The organism is Leucobacter sp. UCD-THU (assembly GCF_000349545.1).
Lineage (GTDB): Bacteria > Actinomycetota > Actinomycetes > Actinomycetales > Microbacteriaceae > Leucobacter > Leucobacter muris.
This window is the reverse complement of record NZ_KB714603.1, coordinates 149,584-169,385: the sequence shown is the minus strand read 5'-3', so window position 1 is coordinate 169,385 and position 19,802 is coordinate 149,584. Positions and strand designations below refer to the sequence as shown.

18 protein-coding genes are annotated in these 19,802 nt (G+C 71.9%); 4 read left to right on the top strand and 14 right to left on the bottom strand.

Annotated elements, in window-relative coordinates; genetic code table 11:
- Positions 1–428 precede the first annotated feature (428 nt).
- Positions 429–1,196, bottom strand: coding sequence for an SDR family oxidoreductase (locus tag H490_RS27060; RefSeq protein WP_017884633.1), 768 nt, complete (start codon positions 1,194–1,196; stop codon positions 429–431).
- A 179-nt stretch (positions 1,197–1,375) separates the two neighbouring features.
- On the opposite strand from H490_RS27060, the gene H490_RS27055 reads away from it, so the two are divergent.
- Complete coding sequence (locus H490_RS27055) at positions 1,376–1,732, top strand: RNA polymerase-binding protein RbpA (protein WP_017884632.1); 357 nt, start codon at positions 1,376–1,378, stop codon at positions 1,730–1,732.
- On the opposite strand, the gene lnt is transcribed toward H490_RS27055, so the two are convergent.
- The 8 genes from lnt to H490_RS27015 form a co-directional block, all read right to left on the bottom strand.
- Entirely contained in the window at positions 1,647–3,347 is a 1,701-nt protein-coding gene (gene lnt / locus H490_RS27050; protein WP_017884631.1) for an apolipoprotein N-acyltransferase, read from the bottom strand. The genes H490_RS27055 and lnt overlap by 86 nt on opposite strands.
- Positions 3,344–5,719 carry a DEAD/DEAH box helicase gene (locus tag H490_RS27045; protein WP_017884630.1) on the bottom strand — a complete coding sequence of 792 codons (2,376 nt, stop codon included), beginning with the start codon at positions 5,717–5,719 and terminating at the stop codon, positions 3,344–3,346. The genes lnt and H490_RS27045 overlap by 4 nt, the downstream gene beginning before the upstream one ends.
- Positions 5,716–6,570, bottom strand: coding sequence for a twin-arginine translocase subunit TatC (gene tatC / locus H490_RS27040; protein ID WP_017884629.1), 855 nt, complete (start codon positions 6,568–6,570; stop codon positions 5,716–5,718). Before tatC ends, H490_RS27045 begins: the two co-directional genes overlap by 4 nt.
- A gap of 9 nt (positions 6,571–6,579) precedes the next feature.
- On the bottom strand, positions 6,580–7,548 hold the full coding sequence (locus tag H490_RS27035; RefSeq protein ID WP_017884628.1) for a helix-turn-helix transcriptional regulator: 969 nt from the start codon (positions 7,546–7,548) through the stop codon (positions 6,580–6,582).
- Entirely contained in the window at positions 7,541–8,725 is a 1,185-nt protein-coding gene (locus H490_RS27030; RefSeq protein ID WP_017884627.1) for a helix-turn-helix transcriptional regulator, read from the bottom strand. Before H490_RS27030 ends, H490_RS27035 begins: the two co-directional genes overlap by 8 nt.
- Before the next feature lie 7 nt (positions 8,726–8,732).
- Entirely contained in the window at positions 8,733–9,659 is a 927-nt protein-coding gene (locus tag H490_RS27025) for a hypothetical protein (protein ID WP_017884626.1), read from the bottom strand.
- A 109-nt stretch (positions 9,660–9,768) separates the two neighbouring features.
- The gene (locus H490_RS27020) at positions 9,769–10,860 is read right to left on the bottom strand and encodes a tRNA (adenine-N1)-methyltransferase (protein WP_017884625.1); all 1,092 of its coding nucleotides are present in this window, start codon (positions 10,858–10,860) and stop codon (positions 9,769–9,771) included.
- Positions 10,857–11,564, bottom strand: coding sequence for an HAD family hydrolase (locus tag H490_RS27015; protein ID WP_031290150.1), 708 nt, complete (start codon positions 11,562–11,564; stop codon positions 10,857–10,859). Before H490_RS27015 ends, H490_RS27020 begins: the two co-directional genes overlap by 4 nt.
- A gap of 137 nt (positions 11,565–11,701) precedes the next feature.
- Here H490_RS27015 and H490_RS27010 point away from each other — a divergent pair, with 137 nt between their 5' ends.
- Positions 11,702–12,727, top strand: a complete 1,026-nt coding sequence (locus tag H490_RS27010) for a PAC2 family protein (RefSeq protein WP_017884623.1) — start codon at positions 11,702–11,704, stop codon at positions 12,725–12,727.
- A gap of 113 nt (positions 12,728–12,840) precedes the next feature.
- Here the strand turns inward: H490_RS27010 and mshC are convergent, their stop codons facing one another.
- The 3 genes from mshC to H490_RS26995 all read right to left on the bottom strand — a co-directional run bounded on the left by mshC (position 12,841) and on the right by H490_RS26995 (position 16,438).
- The gene (gene mshC / locus H490_RS27005) at positions 12,841–14,109 is read right to left on the bottom strand and encodes a cysteine--1-D-myo-inosityl 2-amino-2-deoxy-alpha-D-glucopyranoside ligase (RefSeq protein WP_017884622.1); all 1,269 of its coding nucleotides are present in this window, start codon (positions 14,107–14,109) and stop codon (positions 12,841–12,843) included.
- On the bottom strand, positions 14,106–14,987 hold the full coding sequence (locus tag H490_RS27000) for an undecaprenyl-diphosphate phosphatase (RefSeq protein ID WP_051066216.1): 882 nt from the start codon (positions 14,985–14,987) through the stop codon (positions 14,106–14,108). Before H490_RS27000 ends, mshC begins: the two co-directional genes overlap by 4 nt.
- Before the next feature lie 137 nt (positions 14,988–15,124).
- On the bottom strand, positions 15,125–16,438 hold the full coding sequence (locus H490_RS26995; protein ID WP_017884620.1) for a M20/M25/M40 family metallo-hydrolase: 1,314 nt from the start codon (positions 16,436–16,438) through the stop codon (positions 15,125–15,127).
- Between the two features lie 79 nt (positions 16,439–16,517).
- Between H490_RS26995 and H490_RS26990 the strand changes: the two genes are divergently transcribed.
- Complete coding sequence (locus H490_RS26990; RefSeq protein ID WP_017884619.1) at positions 16,518–17,720, top strand: YibE/F family protein; 1,203 nt, start codon at positions 16,518–16,520, stop codon at positions 17,718–17,720.
- Here the strand turns inward: H490_RS26990 and H490_RS0116220 are convergent.
- Positions 17,717–18,577 (bottom strand): M15 family metallopeptidase, encoded by an 861-nt coding sequence (locus H490_RS0116220; RefSeq protein WP_017884618.1) that lies wholly within the window; start codon positions 18,575–18,577, stop codon positions 17,717–17,719. The two genes, H490_RS26990 and H490_RS0116220, sit on opposite strands and share 4 nt — an antisense overlap.
- 89 nt (positions 18,578–18,666) lie before the next feature.
- On the opposite strand from H490_RS0116220, the gene H490_RS26985 reads away from it, so the two are divergent.
- Positions 18,667–19,428 (top strand): SDR family NAD(P)-dependent oxidoreductase, encoded by a 762-nt coding sequence (locus H490_RS26985; RefSeq protein ID WP_017884617.1) that lies wholly within the window; start codon positions 18,667–18,669, stop codon positions 19,426–19,428.
- Positions 19,429–19,489: 61 nt separating this feature from the next.
- Here H490_RS26985 and H490_RS26980 read toward each other — a convergent pair whose 3' ends face one another.
- A complete protein-coding gene (locus H490_RS26980; protein ID WP_017884616.1) occupies positions 19,490–19,735 on the bottom strand; it encodes a hypothetical protein in 246 nt (81 codons plus the stop codon).
- Positions 19,736–19,802: the final 67 nt, after the last annotated feature.

Here is a 19,802-nt window from a genome sequence, read left to right as displayed (position 1 = left end):
GTCCTCTCTCTCGGCGGGACGTCGGCGGCCCGGGCGGAGCCACCGATGGGGAATCATCTGCGACAGCGCCGTCGCAGCGCGCCATGGTGGCCGTGGAGGGGCCAGTTTACCAGTCGTTTCTTCGGCGAAACGAATCGACTAACGCACTTTATGCACAGCATTCACGAACAGATACACCTCCTCGAAATATTCTGCGGAACATCTTGACAATCTCCGAACGGTCGCGTTTCACGAAACACAACCGAAACACTGCCGTCGCCCTTCCGAAACCGGGCGCGAAAAAGCCGGTGTGCGATAGTCGCCGCCCCGCTCATCGGAGCGTTCGACTATCGCACACCGGCTGGATCGGCGCCGAGCCGCTCGTGCTCCGGCATTCCCGAGGAGCACGGAGCGACCGCGGTCGCACCAGAGCGCGACCGCGGATCCGGTCAGGCGTCGCCGTCGAAGCTGCTCGTGTCGCCCACCAGTCGCGTATGGTCGGCGGGCACCGGATCGACCGCGGCGCGCGCCACCTCGGCCGCGAACTCCGAGACGTTGTAGAGCTTGCCGGCCTGCTCGCGGCGCTGCTCGATCGCGCCCGGGTTGAGGCGGTTCAGCAGAGTCGCCGTGACGGTGCCCTCGATCATGTCGCCCGAGACCACGGTGAAGCCGATCCCGCGCTCCTCGAGCTGCGGGATGCGCTCGCGCAGCGCGTCCTCTCCGGCTCGCTTCGAGAGCGCCACGCCCTCGTACTCGGGCATCGTGGGCGTGGTGCGGATGAAGTGGGCCTGGTGGCTCGTGACGAACACCACGCGCGAGCCCTCGCCGAGGAGCGGCAGCGCGGCGTCGAGCACCGACAGCTGCGCGTCTCGGTTGAGCTTCAGCGCGTAGTCCTCTTCCATGCCGCTCTCCATGCCGCCAGAGGCGTTGAGCACGAGGATGTCGAGGCCGCCGAACTCCTCGCGCACGACCTCCATCATCGCCCGGACCGACTCGGGATCGGTGAGGTCGGCGCCCTGCACGAGCGCGCGCACGCCCAGCTCGCGCAGCTGCGCGGCGAGCTTCTCGGCGCGCGGAGCCTTGTTGCGGAAGTTGACGACCACGTCGGCGCCCGCCTCGGCGAAGTACCGGACGGTGTCGGCGCCGATCCCGCGGGAGGATCCCGTCACGAGCGCGCGGCGACCGGCGAGAGTGCCCGGTTCAAGAATCTGAGTCACAAGTGCTCCTCGTCGTTTCGAAATACGTGCCTCCCAGAGTAGTGGACCTTGCATCCTGAGCAGCCCATGTACAGGGGTATCGCGAACCCGTCGCGAACGAGTACGCTGCAATGAACGGCAGGGGCGCCCGCGGGTCCGTGGGCGCTCCCACCCGCACATCACCGGCGAGGAGGTCCAGCATGGCTGATCGAACGCTCCGAGGAACGCGTATCGGCTCGACGAGTCTGCAGGGTGAAGAGGGCGTCGAGCTCTCGCCCAGACGCACCGTCGAGTACCTGACCGATCGCGGGGTGCGCTTCAGCGTGCTCTTCGACGCCGACGCCGAGCCCCCGGCCGAGTGGGTGGATCAGAAGAGCGGCGAGATCGGGTTCCTCGACGACGAGGCCGGGCGTGCGGCGCGCGCCGAGTTCGAGGAGAAGGAGTCCTCGCAGCGCACCCCGTGGGACATGCTCATCGAGCGCCGGACCCGCGAGGAGCTCGAGGAACTGCTCGAGGAGCGTCTGCAGCTGCTGCGCGCACGCCGCGGCGCCAAGTAGCGGCCGCGGCCACCGCGTATCCGAGCGCGCCCATCGCCATCCAGAGGGCGGCGATCGCGGATCCGGCGATCAAGGCCGGGGTCTTCCCCTCCACCAGGGGCACCTCTGCGACCATCGCGTCGGCGGTGAAGGGCGTCAGCGTCGCGAGATCCCGGCCGTCGGGCGCGACCACCGCGCTCGTGCCCACCGTGGAGATGTTGACGAGCGCGCGGCCGGTCTCGACGGCGCGCAGCCGCGCGATCGCGAGCTGCTGAGCGCTCTCATCGGTGCGCCCGAAGTCGGCGTTGTTCGTCTGCGCGAAGATCACCTCGGCGCCGTCGCCCACCATTGCGACCGCCTGCGCATCGAAGATGATGTCGAAGCAGATCGCGAGCCCCGCCCGCACGGGCCCTGCGGCCGAGGGCACCTCGAAGACGGCCGGCAGCACACCCGCCGTGTACTCGAGCTGCACGAGATCGACGAGGTCGGGCGCGAGGGCGCGGAAGAACTCCCGGTTGGGCATGTACTCCGCGAACGGCACCGGATACCGCTTGTCGTATCGCCCGGGCTCGGCACCCTCCGGCCCCCAGATCAGCGAGCTGTTGGTGTAACTGCCGTCGGGGTTCGCGAGGATCGTGCCGACCACGATCGGCGCTCCGGCCCGTTTCGCGAGGCGTGCCACCCGCTGCGCCGCGAGCGGGTTGTCGGGCAGCGCGAACTCGGCGCTGTTCTCCGGCCAGACGATCACGTCGACGGTCTCGTCATCGGCTTCGAGGCGGTCGAGCAGTTCCTCGGTCGCGGCCACGTGATCACGGAGCACGTCGCCCGACTCGCGGTCGTCGAAGATGCCCGACTTCGAATCGCCCTGCACCGCGGCGACGCGAAGGGCGCCCGTCTGCGGCAACGGCGGCGCCGGCACGAGTGCCATCACGAGCAGGAGCACCAGCGCGGCGGCGGCGGCCGGCAGCACGGGACCACGGAGCCGGGCACCGCCGATCCCGGAGGCGCCGATCCCGGAAACCCCGATCCCTGAGGCGCCGACCGCCGCCGAGCGGCGCGAGAGGAGCGCGGCGACCGGCAGCGCGCAGGCGAGCGCGAGCAGCCCCGAGAGGCCCGCGAAGCCGACCCACGACACCGCCTGCGCGAGCGGCCCGTCGGCCTGCGTGTGCGCGAGGCGCCCCCACGCGAAGCCGCCGTACGGCCACGACCCCTGCACCTGCTCGCGCAGCACCCACAGCCCGGCGGCCGCGAGCGACTGCGCGACCACGAGTGCTCCGACGCGCTCCGAGAACCAGGGCAGGCGCGCGATGCCACGCGTCGCCGCCGCGGCCGCGATGCCGAACAGCGCGAACCAGAGCACCATCACCGCGCAGAGGCCGAGCCACGGCACCGGCCCGAGGTAGAGCGTGAGCCACGAGATGTGGGGCGCCCAGAACGCCGCACCAGCGACGAGACCCGCCTGCAGCCCGATCTGCCAGGGCTGCTGCCAGACCGAGGCGAAGACGAGAGCGGCCCCCGCGATCGCTGCCGGCCACCAGGCGAGCGCCGGGCTCGCCACGTCGAGCAGGTACCCGCCGGCGGCCGCCGCGATCAGCGACACCCACCACGGCAGACGCGCGATGAGCGTCGGGGTCATGAGGTGCTCGATGCCTCGACGATGCCGCGGCGCACGCCGCGCTTCGCCTCGCGAGCGAGCCGGGCCAGCTCGCCGAGGCGATCCTCATCGAGACCGCTCAGCACGGCCGTCTCGCACGCCTGGGCGATCTGGTCGAGCAGGTCGATCGTCTGCTTCGCCCAGCGCACGAAGTCGCCGGCGCCGATGCCGGAGCGCTCGAGCACGAGCTCGATGGGGGTGCCCGCAGCCCAGGCGTGCATCGCGGCGGCGAGGCCGGCGTGCGGCATCTCGCTGCGCGGCAGCCGGTGTCGCTCGGCCAGGTCGTCGAGCTCGACCCACAGGTCGAGTACCCGGTCGTGCGCGGCCGCGAAGAGGCGCCCGCCCGGCAGGCTCGGCTCACCCTCGTCGTCGCGCCGCGGTTCGTAGCTCAGCACGCAGCACATCGCCGCGAGACCGGCCGCGTCGAGTCCGCGCAGCGCGTCTCGGCGCAGGCACTCGGCCACCAGCAGGTCGCGCTCGCCGTAGATGCGGCGCAGCAATTCGCCCCACGGGGCGACCTCGGGCTCGTTCGACGGCCCGTTCAGGTAGTCGAGGTCGAACAGCAGCTCGACCACTCGGTCGAAGACGCGGGCGATCGTGCCCGTGCGCGACGCGATCTGGCGGCGCCCGCGCTCGAGGCGGCGCCGCAGCTTGCGCGCGCGATCCTCCCACCGCTTGCGGTCCGCGCCCTGGGACCGCGCCGCGGCGGCGTCGTACCCGGCGAGCGACTCCTGCTCGGCCCGCAGCTCGCGGGCCTGGTCGACGACCGCGCGATCCGCCTGGAACTGCGCGAACGACAGCTCGAGCGTCTCGCGCACGTGCTCCATGTCCATGCGCTGCAGCAGGTTGACGGCCATGTTCGGCGTCGGCCGGAAGCTCGAGCGCACCGGGAACGACCGCGCCCCCGCGAGGTGGGCGAGCGCCTCGAGGTCGACCCCGTCGTTCCAGACCACCACCGCGTGGCCCTCGGTGTCGATGCCCCGCCGCCCGGCTCGGCCCGTGAGCTGGGTGTACTCGCCGGAGGTGAGCGGCACGCGCTGCTCGCCGTTGAACTTGTCGAGGCGCTCGATGACCACCGCCCGGGCCGGCATGTTGATGCCGAGGGCGAGCGTCTCAGTCGCGAACACGATCTTCACGAGACGGCGCTGGAACAGGTGCTCCACCACCGTTTTGAACGCGGGCAGCAGGCCCGCGTGGTGGGCGGCGACGCCGCGCTCGAGGCCCGCGATCCACTCGCGCACGCCGAGCACCCGGCGCTCCTCATCGGTCATGCCCCGGGTGGCGTCGAGGGCGAGGCGCCGGATCTCCTCGCGCTCCTCGCGCGAGGTGAGGGCGATGCCCTCGAAGAGGCACTGCCGCACCGCCTGGTCGCAGCCGTTGCGGCTGAACACGAACACGATCGCCGGCAGCAGGCGCGTCTCGTCGAGCGCCCGCGCGATGTCGGCGCGGGAGACGCGCCGCGCACGGCGCACGGGCGGGCGCCCCCGCGTGCGACCGCGGTCGGCGTAGCCGTGGCTGCGCCCGCCGCGATCCCCGCGCACGCCGCGGCCCCGATCGCCGCGGCCGTATCCTCCGCCTCGCTCGCCGTCGCGGCCGTCGTCGCCGCCGCGCCGCCCGCCCTCGAGCATGCGCACCTCGGGGTTGAGGCGCCCTCCCCCGCCCGTCGCGGCGGTCTCGCCGTCGCGACCGACGAAGAGCGGCAGGAGGGCCTTCGGGGTGAGCACGTGCTGGTAGAGCGGCACCGGGCGGTGCTCCGAGAGGATCACGTCGGTGTCGCCGCGCACGGCGTGCATCCAGTCGCCGAACTCCTCGGCGTTCGAGACGGTCGCCGAGAGCGACACGAGCCGCACCTGGGGCGGCAGGTGCAGGATGATCTCCTCCCAGACCGCGCCGCGCCACCGGTCGCCGAGGTAATGCACCTCGTCGAGCACCACGAAGGCCAGGTCGTCGAGCGCGTCGGAGCCCGCGTAGATCATGTTGCGCAGCACCTCGGTGGTCATCACCACGATCGGGGCGTCGCCGCGCAGGTTCACGTCGCCGGTCAGCAGGCCGACCTCGTCTTCGCCGTACTCCTCGCAGAGCTCGTGGAACTTCTGGTTGGAGAGAGCCTTGATGGGGGCGGTGTAGAAGATCCTGGCGTCGCGCTCACGACGGGCCAGGTACACCGCGAACTCGGCGACGGTGGTCTTGCCCGAGCCGGTGGGCGCGGCCACGAGCACGCTGCGCCCCTCTTCGAGGCGCTCGCACGCCGTGCGCTGGAACGCGTCGAGCGGGTAGCCGATGCGCGCGGAGAAGGCGTCGAGCGCGGTCTGCGCCGACCCGACCCGCTCGGCGGCGTCGAACTGGTCGTTCACTGCTGCTTCCCCGCCCGTCTGGGCGTCTCGCCCGCGTCGTCGCCGATGTCGGTGCCGTCGATGCCGTACTCGGCGAGCTCGGCCGCGCGCTTCTTGTCGACCCGCCTGTCGTGCAGCAGCGCGACGCCCGCGGCCGCGAAGTAGAGCACGACGAGCGGTATCGCGAGCATGAACATGCTCATGAGGTCGACCGCCGGGGTCGCGATGCCGGCGAAGAGGATGATGATGAGGATCGCGACGCGCCAGCTCTTGAGAATGGTCTTGCCGCGGATCACCCCCAGGAAGTTGAGCATGACGAGCAGGGCCGGCATCACGAAGCCGATCCCGATCGCGAGCAGCAGCTTCGTGGAGAAGTCGAGGTACTTGCGCGCGCTCATGAAGGCGGCGTCCTCGGGCGGCGCGAAGCTCGTGAGCAGGCGCACGATGTTCGGGATCACGAGCCACCCGGCATAGGCGCCGAGCAGGAACAGCGGCACCGCGGTGAAGAGGAATCCCACCCCGTAGAGCTTCTCGCGCTTGGTCAGGCCGGGGGCGAGGAAGGCCCAGATCTGGTAGAGCCAGATCGGGCACGAGACGATCACCGCGATGAACAGGGCGATCTGCACGCGCGTGTCGAACGCGCCAGTGATGTCGTCGTAGTTGATCTGCGCGGTGCGACCCTGCTCCTCGGCGATGTCGTAGACCGGCTGGCGCAGCACGTCCCAGACGAAGTCGGAGAGCAGGAAGCCGACGACCAGGCCGAGCACGATCGCGATCACCGAGATCATCAGGCGCTTGCGCAGTTCGACGAGGTGGTCCCCGAGGCTCATCCGCCCCTCGGGATTGCGCTTCTTGCGCGCCTGATCTGCCATTCGCTCAGTTTATCCCAGCGCGCCTGGAGGGGTGGCGGCGCCGGCGGCGCCGAGCGCGCGCTCCGCCCACGCCCGCACCGCCTCGCGGGCGTGCCGCGGCGACTCGATGACGACGTCGCCCGGAGCGGCCTGAACGAGCCGGATCGCGGCCCCCTCGTGCCAGGCCTCGACGCGCACGCGCACGCGGCCCTCCGCGTCCTCCTCGATCACCTCGGGGTCGAAGCCCCGGATCCTCGGCAGCAGATGCGCGGGCAGGGTCGCCACGAGGTCGAACGCCGTGCGCGCCTCCTCGCCCGAGGCCTCGTGCCGCTCGGCCGGCAGCTGCAGCACGCGCGCCTCGCTCATCTGCTCGACGCGGAAGCTGCGCTCGGCGCGACGGTCGCGGCAGTGAGCGCGCAGGTACCAGGATCCGGCGTGCTGCGTCAGCGCGATGGGGTCGGCGGTGCGCGAGCTCGTGCGCCCCGCCGCGTCGCGGTACTCGAACGCCAGCGCTCGGCGGGCCTCGATCGCCGAGACGATGAGCGGGATCCGCGGGTCCTGCGGATCGGCGGTGACCGACAGCGCGGGGGCGCCGGCGCCGAGCGCGGCGCCGAGCCTCGCGGCGGTCCGCTGCGCGAGCCGGGCGTCGGCCTCCCCCAGCATGGGGGTGAGCGCCTGCAGCCCGGCGATGATGGCGGCGGTCTCCGACGGGGCGAACCTGGGCGCGTCGTCGACCGCGACCGTGTGGGTGAGGCTCACGACGTCGTCGCGCTCGAGGGCGTCCCAGTCGATGTCGAAGAGATCCTCGTGCTGGTAGCTCAGCGTCTCCCCCGGTACGCCCGCCGTGCCGAGGAAGCGCACGAGCGCGCGCAGCAGTTCGGGTGCGACGTCGAAGGCCGCCGCCAGCTGCGGGACGGGGGTCGGGCCGTGCTCGCGCAGGTATGGGATCAGCGAGAGCAGCAGCAGCACCCGGTCGGGTGCGAGCACGCGCTTACGCATCGGGGCCTCCCTCGTCGTCGGCCGCGACCGGAACCGCGGAGGCGCTCGGGCTCGCGGGAGCGGCGCCGATCGGCGGCGCGCCGTGGGCCGCCGCGATGCGGCGCAGGCCGTCGGCGACGAGACCCCGAAGGCTCTCGGGAGACGTCACCACGGCGTCCGCCCCGTAACCGATGATCTCCTCGGCGAAGAGATGCGGGTCGAGCACGCCGATGGTGAGACGCACACGGTCCTCGGAGCGGCCGCCGCACGCCTCGGCGGCCCGACCCCCGCGCACCGCTCCGTCACCGGAGCCGGGTTCGCGCGGCGGCGCGTCCTCGGCGCTCGCCTGCGTGCTCGTCGCCCCCGTCGTGCTCGTCGAGGCCGCGGCGCGCGGCGCGAGCCGCGCTTCCGCGACGCTGCCGCAGCGCACCAGCACCTCGGCTCGGCGCTGCTCGCGCAGGGCGAGCAGCGCGGCGATCGCGGGCTCGCCGCGCTCCCGCAGAGCGGGATCGAAGCGCTCAGCCGCGACGCGCACCTCGCCGGAGATGCGGGAGAGCAGGAACACCCGATCCGCCTCGCGGTCGAGATCCCACGAGATGAGGTGCCAGCGCCCGTCGACCCGGTGCAGCCGCAGCGGCGCCACGCGGCGCTCGAGCGGGGCGGCGCGCCCAGGCAGCGTGTAGTCGAAACGCGCGATCCGACCCTCGTCGATGGCGCGCTGCAGCGGGGCCGCGGCCGGCTCGGCCGTGCCGAGGCTCGGGGCGACGCCGAGGTGCTGCACGTCGAGCCCAGCCCCGAGGGCCTCGAGCTTCATCGTGGCCCGCCGCGACTCGGCGCTCAGGCTCCCCTCGCTCCAGGCGAGCGCCGCGAGGCGCAGCAGCATGAGCTCGCGCTCGTCGAAGCGGAGCTCGCTCGGGAACTCGAGCTGCTCCTTCGAGATGCGGTAGCGGGTGAGCTGGTTGTTGCCCGGTTGCAGCGGCGAGTCGAGCGTGTCGATCTGGATGCCGAGCTCGCGCAGCTGCTCCTTGTCGCGCTCGAACTGCCGGTCGAGGGCCGCGCGCTCCGACGCGGATCGCGCGCGACCGGCGTAGCCGTGCACGGTCGACAGCAACTCCTGCTTCGTGAGCCCCTCGGGGCTCACGACCAGGGCGAGCACCAGGCTGAAGACGCGCTGCTCGCCCGGAACGCGACCGGGCACCCGAACCTCAGCCGACCCCGATGATGTCGACCACCACGACCTTCGCGTCGGCGTCCGACTCGTTCTCGATGATGACGACCTGCGAGCCGACCTTCTTGCCCGTCAGCTGGTCGCGGAAGGTGTAGCCCGACTCGGAGACCTGCTGCTCGTTGCCGAGCCCCATCAGGCCCGTGTCCCAGCTGTTGGTCTGCACGGCGCCGTCCCAGCCCACCACGAGCAGCTGCGCGACGACGTTGTCGTCGGCCTCGACCTCGGCGCCGTCGCCCTCGACGCGCACGGCGGACGAGGTGCCGGCGGGCGCGTCGCGGGGCGGCAGCACGATGCCGGGACGGCCCTCGTGATCGGTGACGACGGCCGGGTAGCCGTTCGGCAGACCGCGCGCGGAGCCCTGCGCGGCGAGCGGACCGGTCGAGACGACGTCGATCACGCCGACGAGCGGGGCGTCGGCGCTGCCGCCCAGCTGCATCGCGAGCTGCGAGCCCTCCTCGGGTGCGATCGCGATGACGACCCGGTCGCCGGGCGCGGCGCAGCGCAGCGATTCGCTGAGCGGGTTCGGGGCGTCCTCGGACACCATCAGGAACTCGGCCGACTGATCCGCCGCGGCGAAGCCCGGGCTCTCGTAGAGCGGCTTGCCGCTCGTCGAGTCGAAGAACGCCATGTTGACGCCCACGAGCGACTGCTCGTCGGCGACCCGGCTGCGATCCTCGGCCTCATCGACCACCGTGCGCTGCGTGGAGAGCACCTGCAGATCGTCGGGGATCGACACGTTTGGGGCCTCGCCGAAACCGCCGCTCACCTGTACGCCGTCGCTCATGGCGCCGGGGTGCAGCGTCGGCTCGCAGTCTGCCGCGGCCGCCTGCTGCGCGCTGCAGCCTGTGACGCCGGCGAGGAGCAGCGCGGCGGCTGCGGTGGCGGGAACGAGTCGACGAAGCATGTGCACCTCTCGGAGAAGCCGATTCGGCCGCAGAGCGGGCCGAACTGAACCCGGCTATCCTATCGAAACTCGGCTGGGCCGGAGACCCGCCGGCCCGGGGGCGCCCCGCTCAGTCGTCGGCGCCGCGCTCGCGGGCGAAGCGCTGGGCCTCGCGCACCTTCTTGCGCAGCACTCTGTCGCTCTTGCCGCGCTCGCCCACCACCTCGGGAGTCCAGGCGCCGGGATCGCCCTGCTCGCCCATGTCGGGCAGCCAGCTGGCGAGGTCCTCGTCGGTGAACTCGCTCTTCGACGCGCGGCGCTTGAGTTCGGGCAGCTGCGCGCCTGGCGCGAGCCTGCGCGCTGCGATGAGGAAGCCGGTGTGCGCGACCATACGGTGGTCGGGGCGCACCGCGAGCCCCTCGACGTGCCAGCCGCGCACCATCGTCTCGGACGACTGGGGGTGCGTGAAGAGGCCGCTGCGGCGGATCTCCTCGGCCGTGCGCGAGAGCTGGGTCACGGTGGCGACGTAGCAGATGAGCACGCCGCCGGGCGCGAGCGCCCGAGCCGAGACGTCGACGCACTCCCACGGCGCGAGCATGTCGAGCACCACGCGGTCGACGCTGCCGTCGTCGCAGCTCGAGGGCAGCGTCTGCTGCAGATCGCCGACCGTGACGGTCCAGTTCTCGGGGGCGCGCCCCGAGAAGGCCGCCACGTTGCCGCGGGCGATGTCGGCGAACTCCTCGCGGCGCTCAAACGAGAACAGGCGCCCCTCGGGGCCGATCCCGCGCAGCAGGTGCAACGACAGCGCACCCGACCCGACACCCGCCTCGACCACGCGGGCGCCCGGGAAGATGTCGGCGAGCGACAGGATCTGCGCAGCGTCCTTGGGGTAGACGATCGCAGCCCCCCGCGGCATCGACATGACGAAGTCGGAGAGCAGCGGGCGCAGCGCGAGGTACTCCTCACCACTGCTGTTCACCACCACGGAGGCGTCGGGCAGGCCCACGATCTCCTCGTGGCGGATCAGGCCCCGGTGGCTGTGGAACTCGCCGTCCGGCACGAGCGTGATCGTGTTGAGGCGGCCCTTGGGGCCGGTGAGCTGCACCCGGTCGCCGTAGCCGAGGGGCCCGCGGGCCGAGGGCGCGTGCTCGCCGGCGGCCTGCGGCGCCCGGCCCGAATCGGCGCCGACGATCGAATCGTCCGTGCTCTGCTGCTCGCTCACCGCTGCGCTCCCGTCGTCTGCTCGGCGTTCCGCAGGGAGCGGAAACGCTCGGAAAGTCTATCCGCGTCGACGCCGGCGAGCGTCGGCCACACCTCGTGCGCCGATGCACCGGTGAGGTCGAGCAGGTTGGGCACGCCGATCGCGACCGCTCCCGACGAGTGGGCGGCGGCCAGGCCGGTGAAGGAGTCCTCGATCGCGAGGCAGCGCTCGATCGGCACGCCGAGCAGGGCCGCCCCGCGCAGGTAGGGATCGGGATCCGGCTTCTCGTGCTCCACCTCGTCGCCCGCGACGATGCCGCGGAACAGGCCTTCGGGCAGCAGCCCGACGACGGTGTCGGCGATCGACCGGACGGCCATCGTCACGAGCGCGCTCGGGATGCCCGCCGTCGCGAGCGACTCGAGCAGCTCCACGGCGCCCGGACGCCACTGCGGGCCGGCCTCGCGCAGGCCGGCGATCACCGCCGTCTCCCACTCTGCGATGATCTCGTCGACGCCGAGCGGAACGCCCATCTGCTGGAAGATGACGGCCGCGTTGCGCAGCCCCGATCCGATCATGCGGTCCCGCACCTCGGCGGTCAGTTCGATGCCGTAGCGCGAGAGCATCGAGAGCTCGGCCTCGAGCCACAGCGGCTCCGAATCGATCACGGTGCCGTCCATGTCCCACAGGACGGCGGCGGGGGCTTCATGCTGGGAAAGAGCGCTCATCCGCACCAGCCTACCGGCGAAACCTCGGCCGTGCCGAGATCGCGGCGGGCACCCCGCCGGAGCCGCGGTGCGACGCCGAGATGGCGCTCTCGGCGGAAACATCGGTTCTCCGGCGCGGTGTCGATATCCTGGAGGGCATGTCTGAGACCGCCTCCCCGCAGCCCCGCGTGCTGATCGTCGCATTCCAGGGCTGGAGCGACGCCGGCGACGCCACCACCGAGGTTCTGCAGCACCTCGGCGGGCTCATCGACGCGGAGGTGCTGCACGTCATCAGCTCGGAGGGCTACGTCGATTTCCAGGTGCACCGGCCCAAGCTGATCTTCGACGCCGAGGGCAACCGCGTGCTCGAGTGGCCCGACACCCGCCTGTACGGCACGGTGCAGCGCCCGGGAGACGCGCCGGCCCCGCCCCGCCCCGACGAGGAGACGCTGCGGCGCATCGACGGCAGTCCAGTCACCGACCTCTTCCTCCTCGCCGGCGTCGAGCCGGCCCGCGACTGGCAGAACTTCGCCGACGAGATCGTCGAGCTCATCGACGTGTGGAGCATCGACACCGTCATCATCCTCGGCGCGATGTTCTCGGACGCGCCGCACTCCCGCCCCATCGCCGTGTCGGTCTCGACCGAGAGCGCCGAGCGCCGCGCCGAGACCGGCGCCGTGCGCAGCAGCTACGAGGGCCCCACCGGCATCGCGACCGTCGTCGACCTCGCACTCGCGCAGGCCGGCATCTCGGCGATCTCGCTCTGGGCCCAGGTGCCCCACTACGTGCACAGCACCCCCTCCCCGAAGGCCACGCTCGCGCTGCTCGACAAGCTCGAGGAGCTGCTCGACATCGTGATCCCGCGCGGCGAACTGCTGATGCAGGCCAACGAGTGGGAGGCGAACATCAACCGGATCGCCGCCGCCGACGAAGAGATGTCGCGCTACATCCGCGGCCTCGAGGAGTCGCGCGACGATGCCATGGCTGCGGAGGCGACGGGCGACGCGCTCGCCCTCGAGTTCGAGAAGTTCCTCGAGGGCGGATCGCGCGGCATCGAGGAGGCCGAGGCAACCGAGCCGGATCTCCCGGGCGAGGCGGGTCTCCCGGGCGAGCCGGATCTCCCGGGCGAGGCCCGCGATCACGGCGACGAGGGCGACGACGACGCGGATCCCGAGCAGCGCTGACCCGCCTCGCAAGCCCCACCCGCACCGAGTCGGCCCCTTCGTATCGAGTCGGCCGGCGATTCGCGCGAATCGTCGGCCGACTCGTGCAGAACCGGCCGACTCGATAGCCGCTCTTACAGCTTCACCCCGAGCAGCGCGTCGACGGCGGCCGCGATCAGCGCGGGGTCGTCGACCCCGCGATCGAGGGCGGCGTCGAGCGTGGCGAGCATCACCGGTGTGTCGAGGTCGTTCGCGAGGGCGGCGCGCAGCTGCTGCAGCACCGCGGTCGCGGAGGCGAGGTCGTCGCCGCCGCGCTCGAGCCCCTCGCGCCAGGCCTCGAGCCGGCGGTTCGCGGTCTCGAGGTCGGCGTCGTGCCACTCCCACTCGGAGCGGTAGTGGTGCGCGAGCAGCCCGAGGCGGATCGCGGACGGGTCGGCCGGCACCCCCGCGCAGGCGCCGTGCGTGCCGTCGAGCAGCTTCGACACGAAGACGAGGTTGCCGCGCGACTTCGACATCTTGTGCCCCTGGTAGGCGACGAGGCCCGCGTGGCAGTAGGCGTGCGCGAGGGGCGTGCCCGAGATCGCGGTGGCGTGCGCCGCGGTGAACTCGTGGTGCGGGAAGACGAGATCGGATCCGCCGCCCTGCACCGTGAACGCGCCGCCGAGGGCTCGTGTCGCGATCACCGAGCACTCGATGTGCCAGCCGGGCCTGCCCTCGCCGACGGGGCTCTCCCAGCTCGGCTCGCCCGCGCGAACCGCCCGCCACAGCAGCGGATCGAGCGGGTTGCGCTTGCCCGCGCGCTGCGGGTCGCCGCCGCGCTCAGCGCTGAGCTGCAGCATCGTGCCGTGGTCGTAGGGTGCGACGTCGCCGAGCCGCCACTGCGACTCCCGTTCGGCCGCGTCGGTGTCGAAGTAGAGGTCGTCGCCCTCGGAGTCGTCGGTCGGCACCGAGTAGGCGAGGCCGCGCTCGACCAGCTCGCGCACGGCGGCGGCGATCTCGTCGATCTGCTCGGTGACCGCGACGTAGTGCTCGGGCGGGATCATGCCCATGCGGTGCATGTCGGAGCGGAAGAGCCCGATCTGCTCGTCGGCGAGCGAGCGCCAGTCGACGTCGGTCGCGGCGGCGCGCTCGAGCAGCGGGTCGTCGACGTCGGTGATGTTCTGCGCGTAGACCGTCTCGATGCCGGCGTCGCGCCAGGCGCGCTGCATGATGTCGAACGCGAGGTAGGTGAACGCGTGGCCGAGGTGGGTCGCGTCGTAGGGGGTGATGCCGCACACGTAGAGCAGCGCGCGCCCCTCGGAGATGGCGGGGTACTCGAAGCGCTCGGTGGCGGTGTTGAACAGCTTGGGCGTGAGGCCGGCGCCGGGCAGCTCGGGCAGCTCGGGAGGGGTCCAAGTTCTCATCGGATCGCCCCCGCGGTCGCCACGTCGGCCGCTGCTGCGACGGCGGTGCCGCCCTCGGCGGTGAGCACGCCGGTGCTCAGCAGCACGATGATCGCGATGCCGAGCAGCACGCGGTAGATCACGAAGGGCAGGAAGCTGCGCTTCGAGATGTACTTCATGAACACGCCGATCACCACGAGGGCGATCACGAACGCCACGGCGGTGGCGATGGCGGTCAGGCCCATCGGGGTGTCGCCCTCGGGAGCTCGGAGGGCTTTGAGGAGCTGGTAGAAGCCCGAGCTGAGCACGGCGGGGATGGCGAGCAGGAAGGAGTAGCGCGCCGCGGCCTCGCGGGTGTAGCCCATGAAGAGGCCGGCCGTGATGGTGCCGCCGGAGCGGGAGACGCCCGGGATCAGCGCGAGCGACTGGGCGAAGCCGAAGATGAGGCCGTGCTTCCAGGTGAGCTTCTCGAGCGGCCGCGTCTTGCGCCCGGCCCAGTCGGCGGCGCCGAGCAGCAGGCCGAAGACGATGAGCGTGATCGCGGTGAACCAGAGCGAGCGCAGCGTCGTCTCGATCTGGTCCTGGAACAGCAGGCCGAGCACCACGATGGGGATCGTGCCGATGATGATCCACCATCCCATGAGGGCATCGGGATCGGTGCGGGCCGCCTTGCCGGTGAGCGACTGGAACCAGCGGCCGATGATGCGGACGATGTCGCGCCAGAAGAACACGATGACCGCCGCCTCGGTGCCGATCTGGGTGATCGCGGTGAAGGCGGCGCCGGCGTCGCCGATGCCGAGCAGCTCGCTCGCGATGCGCAGGTGAGCGCTCGACGAGATCGGCAGGAACTCGGTGAGACCCTGCAGGATGCCCAGCAGGATCGCGTCGAAGAAGCCCATCATGTCCTTTCGTGGCGGATGGAAGCGTGCGGCCGTCGCGGGCCGCCGTCCAGGATAGCCCAGGGTCTCGGCGAAACCCCGTGACGCCCCGGGGTCGGGCACGGGTGCGAACGCGGTCGCAGCCGGCTCGGCCGGCGTCAGTAGGTGCGCAGCAGGTCGACGAGCACCCGGTGCCCGAAGTCGAGGGCGTCGAGGGGCACGCGCTCGTCGACGCCGTGGAACATGCCGGGGAAGTCGAGGTCGGCGGGCAGGCGCAGCGGCACGAACCCGTAGCCCGCGATGCCGAGTCGAGACAGCGCCTTGTTGTCGGTGCCGCCGGAGAGCAGGTAGGGCAGCACGCGCGCGTCTGGGTCGGCGCGGCGCAGGCTCTCGGTCATGGCGTCGACGAGCTCGCCGGCGAAGGGCACCTCGAGGCCGATGTCGGTGTGCACCGTCTCGATCTCGATGTCCGGGCCGACGATGCGCTCCACCTGCGCGAGCACGTCTCCCTGCTCGGAGGGCAGGGAGCGCACGTCGACGAGCGCTTCGGCGGTGTCGGGGATGACGTTGTGCTTGTACCCCGCGGTGAGCACGGTCGGGTTGCTCGTGTTGCGCAGGCTGGCCTGGATGAAGCCGCCGCCCTTGCCGAGCCGCAGCACGAGCTCGTCGGGAGCCACCTCGTGCGGGTCTTCGCCGAGGATCGCCGCGAGGTGGTCGATGAGGTCGCGCGTGGTGTCGCAGAGGGTGACGGGCCACTCGTGCCGCCCGAGCGCCGCGATGGCCTCGGCGAGCCGGGTGACGGCGTTGTCGTGCCAGACGCGCGAGCCGTGGGCGGCGGTGCCCCGGGCACGGAGGCGGATCCAGTCGAGCGCCTTCTCGCCGGTCTGGATGAGGTAGGCGCGCGTGCCGGCCACGTCGATGGAGTAGCCGCCGACCTCGCTGATCGCGGTCTCGGCCCCTGAGAAGAGCTCGGGGTGGTGCTCGACGAGGTGGTGCGAGCCGTAGACGCCGCCGTTCTCCTCGTCGGCGAAGAAGGCGAGGATGACCTCGCGCCGGGGCCGCTCCCCCGAGCGCAGCAGCTCGGCCACCGCGGTGAGCATCATCGCGTCCATGTCTTTCATGTCGACCGCGCCGCGACCCCACAGCATGCCCTCTGCGATGACACCGGCGAACGGGTCGACGCTCCACCCGGCGGGGTCTGCCGGCACGACGTCGAGGTGACCGTGCAGCACCAGGGCTGGCAGGCCGGGCTCGGCTCCGGGCACGCGTGCGACGACGCTGGCCCGGCCCGGCAGCGACTCGAAGATCTGCGGCTCGAGCCCCAGGTCGCGCAGATACGTCGCGACGTACTCGGCGGCGGGCAGCTCGGGCTCGGCGTCTCCGCCTCCGCGGTTGGTGGTGTCGATGCGGATGAGGTCGCGCGCGACGCGCGCGGTCTCGGAGAGCTGGGGGTCGGTGGTCTCGCTGCTCATGCCTCCAGGGTACCGGGCGCCCCCGACACGGGGCCGGCGGATGACGCCGGGAGACGCTCACGGCGCTACTATTTTCGTAATGAGAATCGTTACGCCTATCAAGCTCGTCGCGATCGCGGTGCTCGCGCTCGTGGCGGCCGCGACCGCCTGGGGCCTCATCGCACTCTGGCCCGACTACGACCGAGTCGCCCAGGCCGCGGACCGCGCACCCCTCGTCGCGGAGGGCACCACCTTCGAGACGGGCGAACTGCTCGCGGTGACCGAGGGCTGCGCCGAAGTCGACGGCAGCACCGCCGACGACTGCCTGACCTTCTCCATCGGCATCCGCAGCGGCGACGACGCCGGGCACGTCGTCGACATCACCGCTCGAGGCGCCGTCACCCGGGCCGGCCTGCAACCCGGGGACCGCCTCGAGCTCATGGCCTACCCGCACGCGCCCGTCGCCGAGACCCGCTACCAGCTCGCGAACCAGTACAGCGTCTCGGGCGTGTTCCGCGGCCTGCCGCTCGCGATCCTCGCGCTCGTCTTCGTCGCGGTCGTGATCGCGGTGGGCAGGCTCAGAGGCCTGCTCGCCCTCCTCGCCCTCGGGATCAGCGCCGCCGTGATCCTCGCCTTCCTGCTGCCCGCGCTCGTGGCCGGCTCCCCCGGCCTGCTCGTCGGGGTCATCGCGTCGAGCGCGATCATGTTCGTGATCCTCTACCTGGTGCACGGCTTCAACATGCGCACCACTTCGGCGCTCGTCGGCACGCTCTGCGGCATCGCGATCATGGCCGGCGTCTCGCTGATCGCCACGCAGGCGACGCGCCTCAGCGGCATCGGCGACGAGGCGTCGGGCACGCTCGCGGGTGTGGTCGAGCACATCGACTTCCGAGGGCTGCTCAGCTGCTCCGTCATCATCGCCGGGCTCGGGATCCTCAACGACGTCACGATCACCCAGGCGTCGTCGGTGTGGGAGCTGCGGGCGGCCGCCCCCGCGATGCCGCGGCACGAGGTGTACGCGAGCGCGATGCGGATCGGGCGCGACCACATCGCCTCGACCGTGTACACGGTGTTCTTCGCGTACGTCGGGGCGGCGCTCGGCGTACTGATCCTGCTGTACCTCTACGACCGGCCGCTGCTCTCGCTGCTCACGCACGAGGACATCGCGATCGAGGTGGTGCGCACGCTGTGCGGCAGCATCGGGCTCGTGCTCGCCGTGCCGATCACCACCTGGGCGGCGGTCTGCTTCGCACCCGCTCCCTCGACCGCGGCGTCACCCGTCGAGACGGCGCCGAACGTCTAGCGCACCGGGGCGTCGAACGGTCGGGCGTCGTCGCCGAGCGGATACGAGAAGTGCCACCACTCCAGCTCGTAGGGCTCGAAGCCGCGCGCGATCATGGCATCGCGCAGACGGGTGCGGTTCCCCGACTGCTCCGCGGTGAGCCCCGCGGCGTCGTAGTGCGATCGCTCGCCGAAGAAGTCGAACGGCCCGCCCATGTCGAGCACCTCGCCGCTCGCGAGGTCAAGGAGGGTGAGGTCGACGGTGCCGCCGAGCGAGTGCTTGGAGCGCTCGGCGATGTAGCCGAGCTCGAAGAGCTGCGGCTTCTCGAAGTCGGGGTAGTACTCCTCGCGAGTCGAGTCGTCGTCGGTGCGGGCCCAATCCATGAAGAACCGCACCGCCCGCGTGGGCCGGTAGGCGTCGTAGACGCGCAGGCCCAGGCCCTCCGCCGCGAGGTCGCGCTGCACCTCGGCGAGCGCGACCGCCGCATCGCGCTGCAGGATCGCGCGGTCGTCGGTCTCGTAGCCGTCGACCACCCGCCCCGTGAAGTTGCGGGTGCCCGCGTAGCGCAGCTCGACCTCGATGCGGGGCTCGAGCTCGCGGGCGTCGACGAAGTCGGCGGGCAGGGTGCCAGACTCCCCACCCACCCCGGACTCGGCGCGCTGCTCGACGGCCCGCAACGGGGACGCCTGCTGCGCCGTACCGACCGCGACCGCGCCGGCCGCGCCGGCGACCGCACCGAGCAGCAGCACGATCCCCGCCGCAAGCGCGGCGATCCTGGCGCCGCGCGCCCTGATCCGGGGCACGAGGAACAGCGCGCCGAGCAGCAGAGCGCCCAACAGGCCGAACCCGACGACGGCGATGATCTGAGGCGCTGGCACGGCATCAGCCTAGGGGATCCCGTGCGTCGCGCGGCCCGATCCCGCATTCCGCGCGATCGCCGAGACCCGGGGATGAGAGACTGACCGCTATGGCATATCTCGCTCTCGTCACCGGCGCATCCGTCGGGCTCGGCGCCGAGCTCGCCCGCCAGCTCGCCGAACGCCGCGTGAACCTCGTGCTCGTCGCCCGCGACGAAGCCAGGCTCGAACGGCTGGCCCAGCGGTTGCGGCACGAATACGGAGTGACCGTCGAAGTGCTGGCGGCCGACCTCACCGAGCACGACGGCCTCGAGCGCGCGGCGAGTCGCGCCGCCGATCCCGACTCCCCCGTCGACATCCTCATCAGCAACGCGGGCTTCGGCGTCTACGACGGCTTCGAGTCGAGCCGCCTCGCCGACGAGCGGCGCCTGCACGAACTGCTGTCGTGGGCGCCGCTGCGGCTCGCCCACGCCGCGATCCCCGGCATGCTCGCCCGCCGTCGCGGCTGGATCATGAACGTCGCGAGCGTCGCCGCGTTCACGCCGAGCGGCACGTACGGGGCGGCCAAGGCCGCGACGGTCTCGCTCTCGCGTTCGCTGAACGCGCGCTATCGCGGAACGGGCGTGCGGGTCACGGCGCTCTGCCCGGGCCTGCTCGACACAGAATTCCATGTGCGCATGGGTGAGGATCATCTGCCCAGGCTGCCGCGAATCGCGTGGGCCGACACCCGTCGAGTCGCCCGCGAGGGCCTGCGCGCCCTGCACCGCGGGCGGGCCGTGATGGTCTCGGACTGGCGCTACCGCCTGATCCGGCCCCTCATCCCCATGCTCCCCGACCGCCTGCTCGAACGGGCCACCACCACGGGCGACTGAGTGCAGCGTCGCGGGCGCGATCCCCGTCCGCCGCCCGGAAGCTGGGCTCTCGCGCCGCCCCTCACCCCGAGATGACGAGGCTCGAGATGAGCGAGACCGCCATCGCGACGACGAGCACCGCCGTCATGCTCCAGTCCTCCACCGTCTTGAGGCCGATCACCCGCGAGAGACGACTCGCACCGCGGCGGTGCTGCGTCGCGGCGATCCGCAGCGCCTCCGCCGGCGCCGTTCGTGAGAACAGGCGATGAGTCCAGAGCAGATAGAGCAGGAAGAAGACCGAGAACGTCGCGCACAGGGCGGCGAGCACGAGGCCCGCTTCCTCGCGCAGCCCTTGCGTCCGAAGGCGATCAGCGACACCGCGAGCACCGGGCCGA

Bases quoted from the DNA above. Each gene is read 5' to 3' on its own strand.
- H490_RS26990 (WP_017884619.1), top strand. From the start codon at position 16,518: ATGAGAATCGTTACGCCTATCAAGCTCGTCGCGATCGCGGTGCTCGCG.
- H490_RS26985 (WP_017884617.1), top strand. From the start codon at position 18,667: ATGGCATATCTCGCTCTCGTCACCGGCGCATCCGTCGGGCTCGGCGCC.
- H490_RS26995 (WP_017884620.1), bottom strand. From the start codon at position 16,438: ATGAGCAGCGAGACCACCGACCCCCAGCTCTCCGAGACCGCGCGCGTC.
- H490_RS27055 (WP_017884632.1), top strand. From the start codon at position 1,376: ATGGCTGATCGAACGCTCCGAGGAACGCGTATCGGCTCGACGAGTCTG.
- H490_RS27035 (WP_017884628.1), bottom strand. From the start codon at position 7,548: ATGCGTAAGCGCGTGCTCGCACCCGACCGGGTGCTGCTGCTGCTCTCG.
- H490_RS27000 (WP_051066216.1), bottom strand. From the start codon at position 14,987: ATGGGCTTCTTCGACGCGATCCTGCTGGGCATCCTGCAGGGTCTCACC.
- H490_RS27010 (WP_017884623.1), top strand. From the start codon at position 11,702: ATGTCTGAGACCGCCTCCCCGCAGCCCCGCGTGCTGATCGTCGCATTC.
- mshC (WP_017884622.1), bottom strand. From the start codon at position 14,109: ATGAGAACTTGGACCCCTCCCGAGCTGCCCGAGCTGCCCGGCGCCGGC.
- tatC (WP_017884629.1), bottom strand. From the start codon at position 6,570: ATGGCAGATCAGGCGCGCAAGAAGCGCAATCCCGAGGGGCGGATGAGC.
- H490_RS27015 (WP_031290150.1), bottom strand. From the start codon at position 11,564: ATGAGCGCTCTTTCCCAGCATGAAGCCCCCGCCGCCGTCCTGTGGGAC.
- lnt (WP_017884631.1), bottom strand. From the start codon at position 3,347: ATGACCCCGACGCTCATCGCGCGTCTGCCGTGGTGGGTGTCGCTGATC.
- H490_RS27025 (WP_017884626.1), bottom strand. From the start codon at position 9,659: ATGCTTCGTCGACTCGTTCCCGCCACCGCAGCCGCCGCGCTGCTCCTC.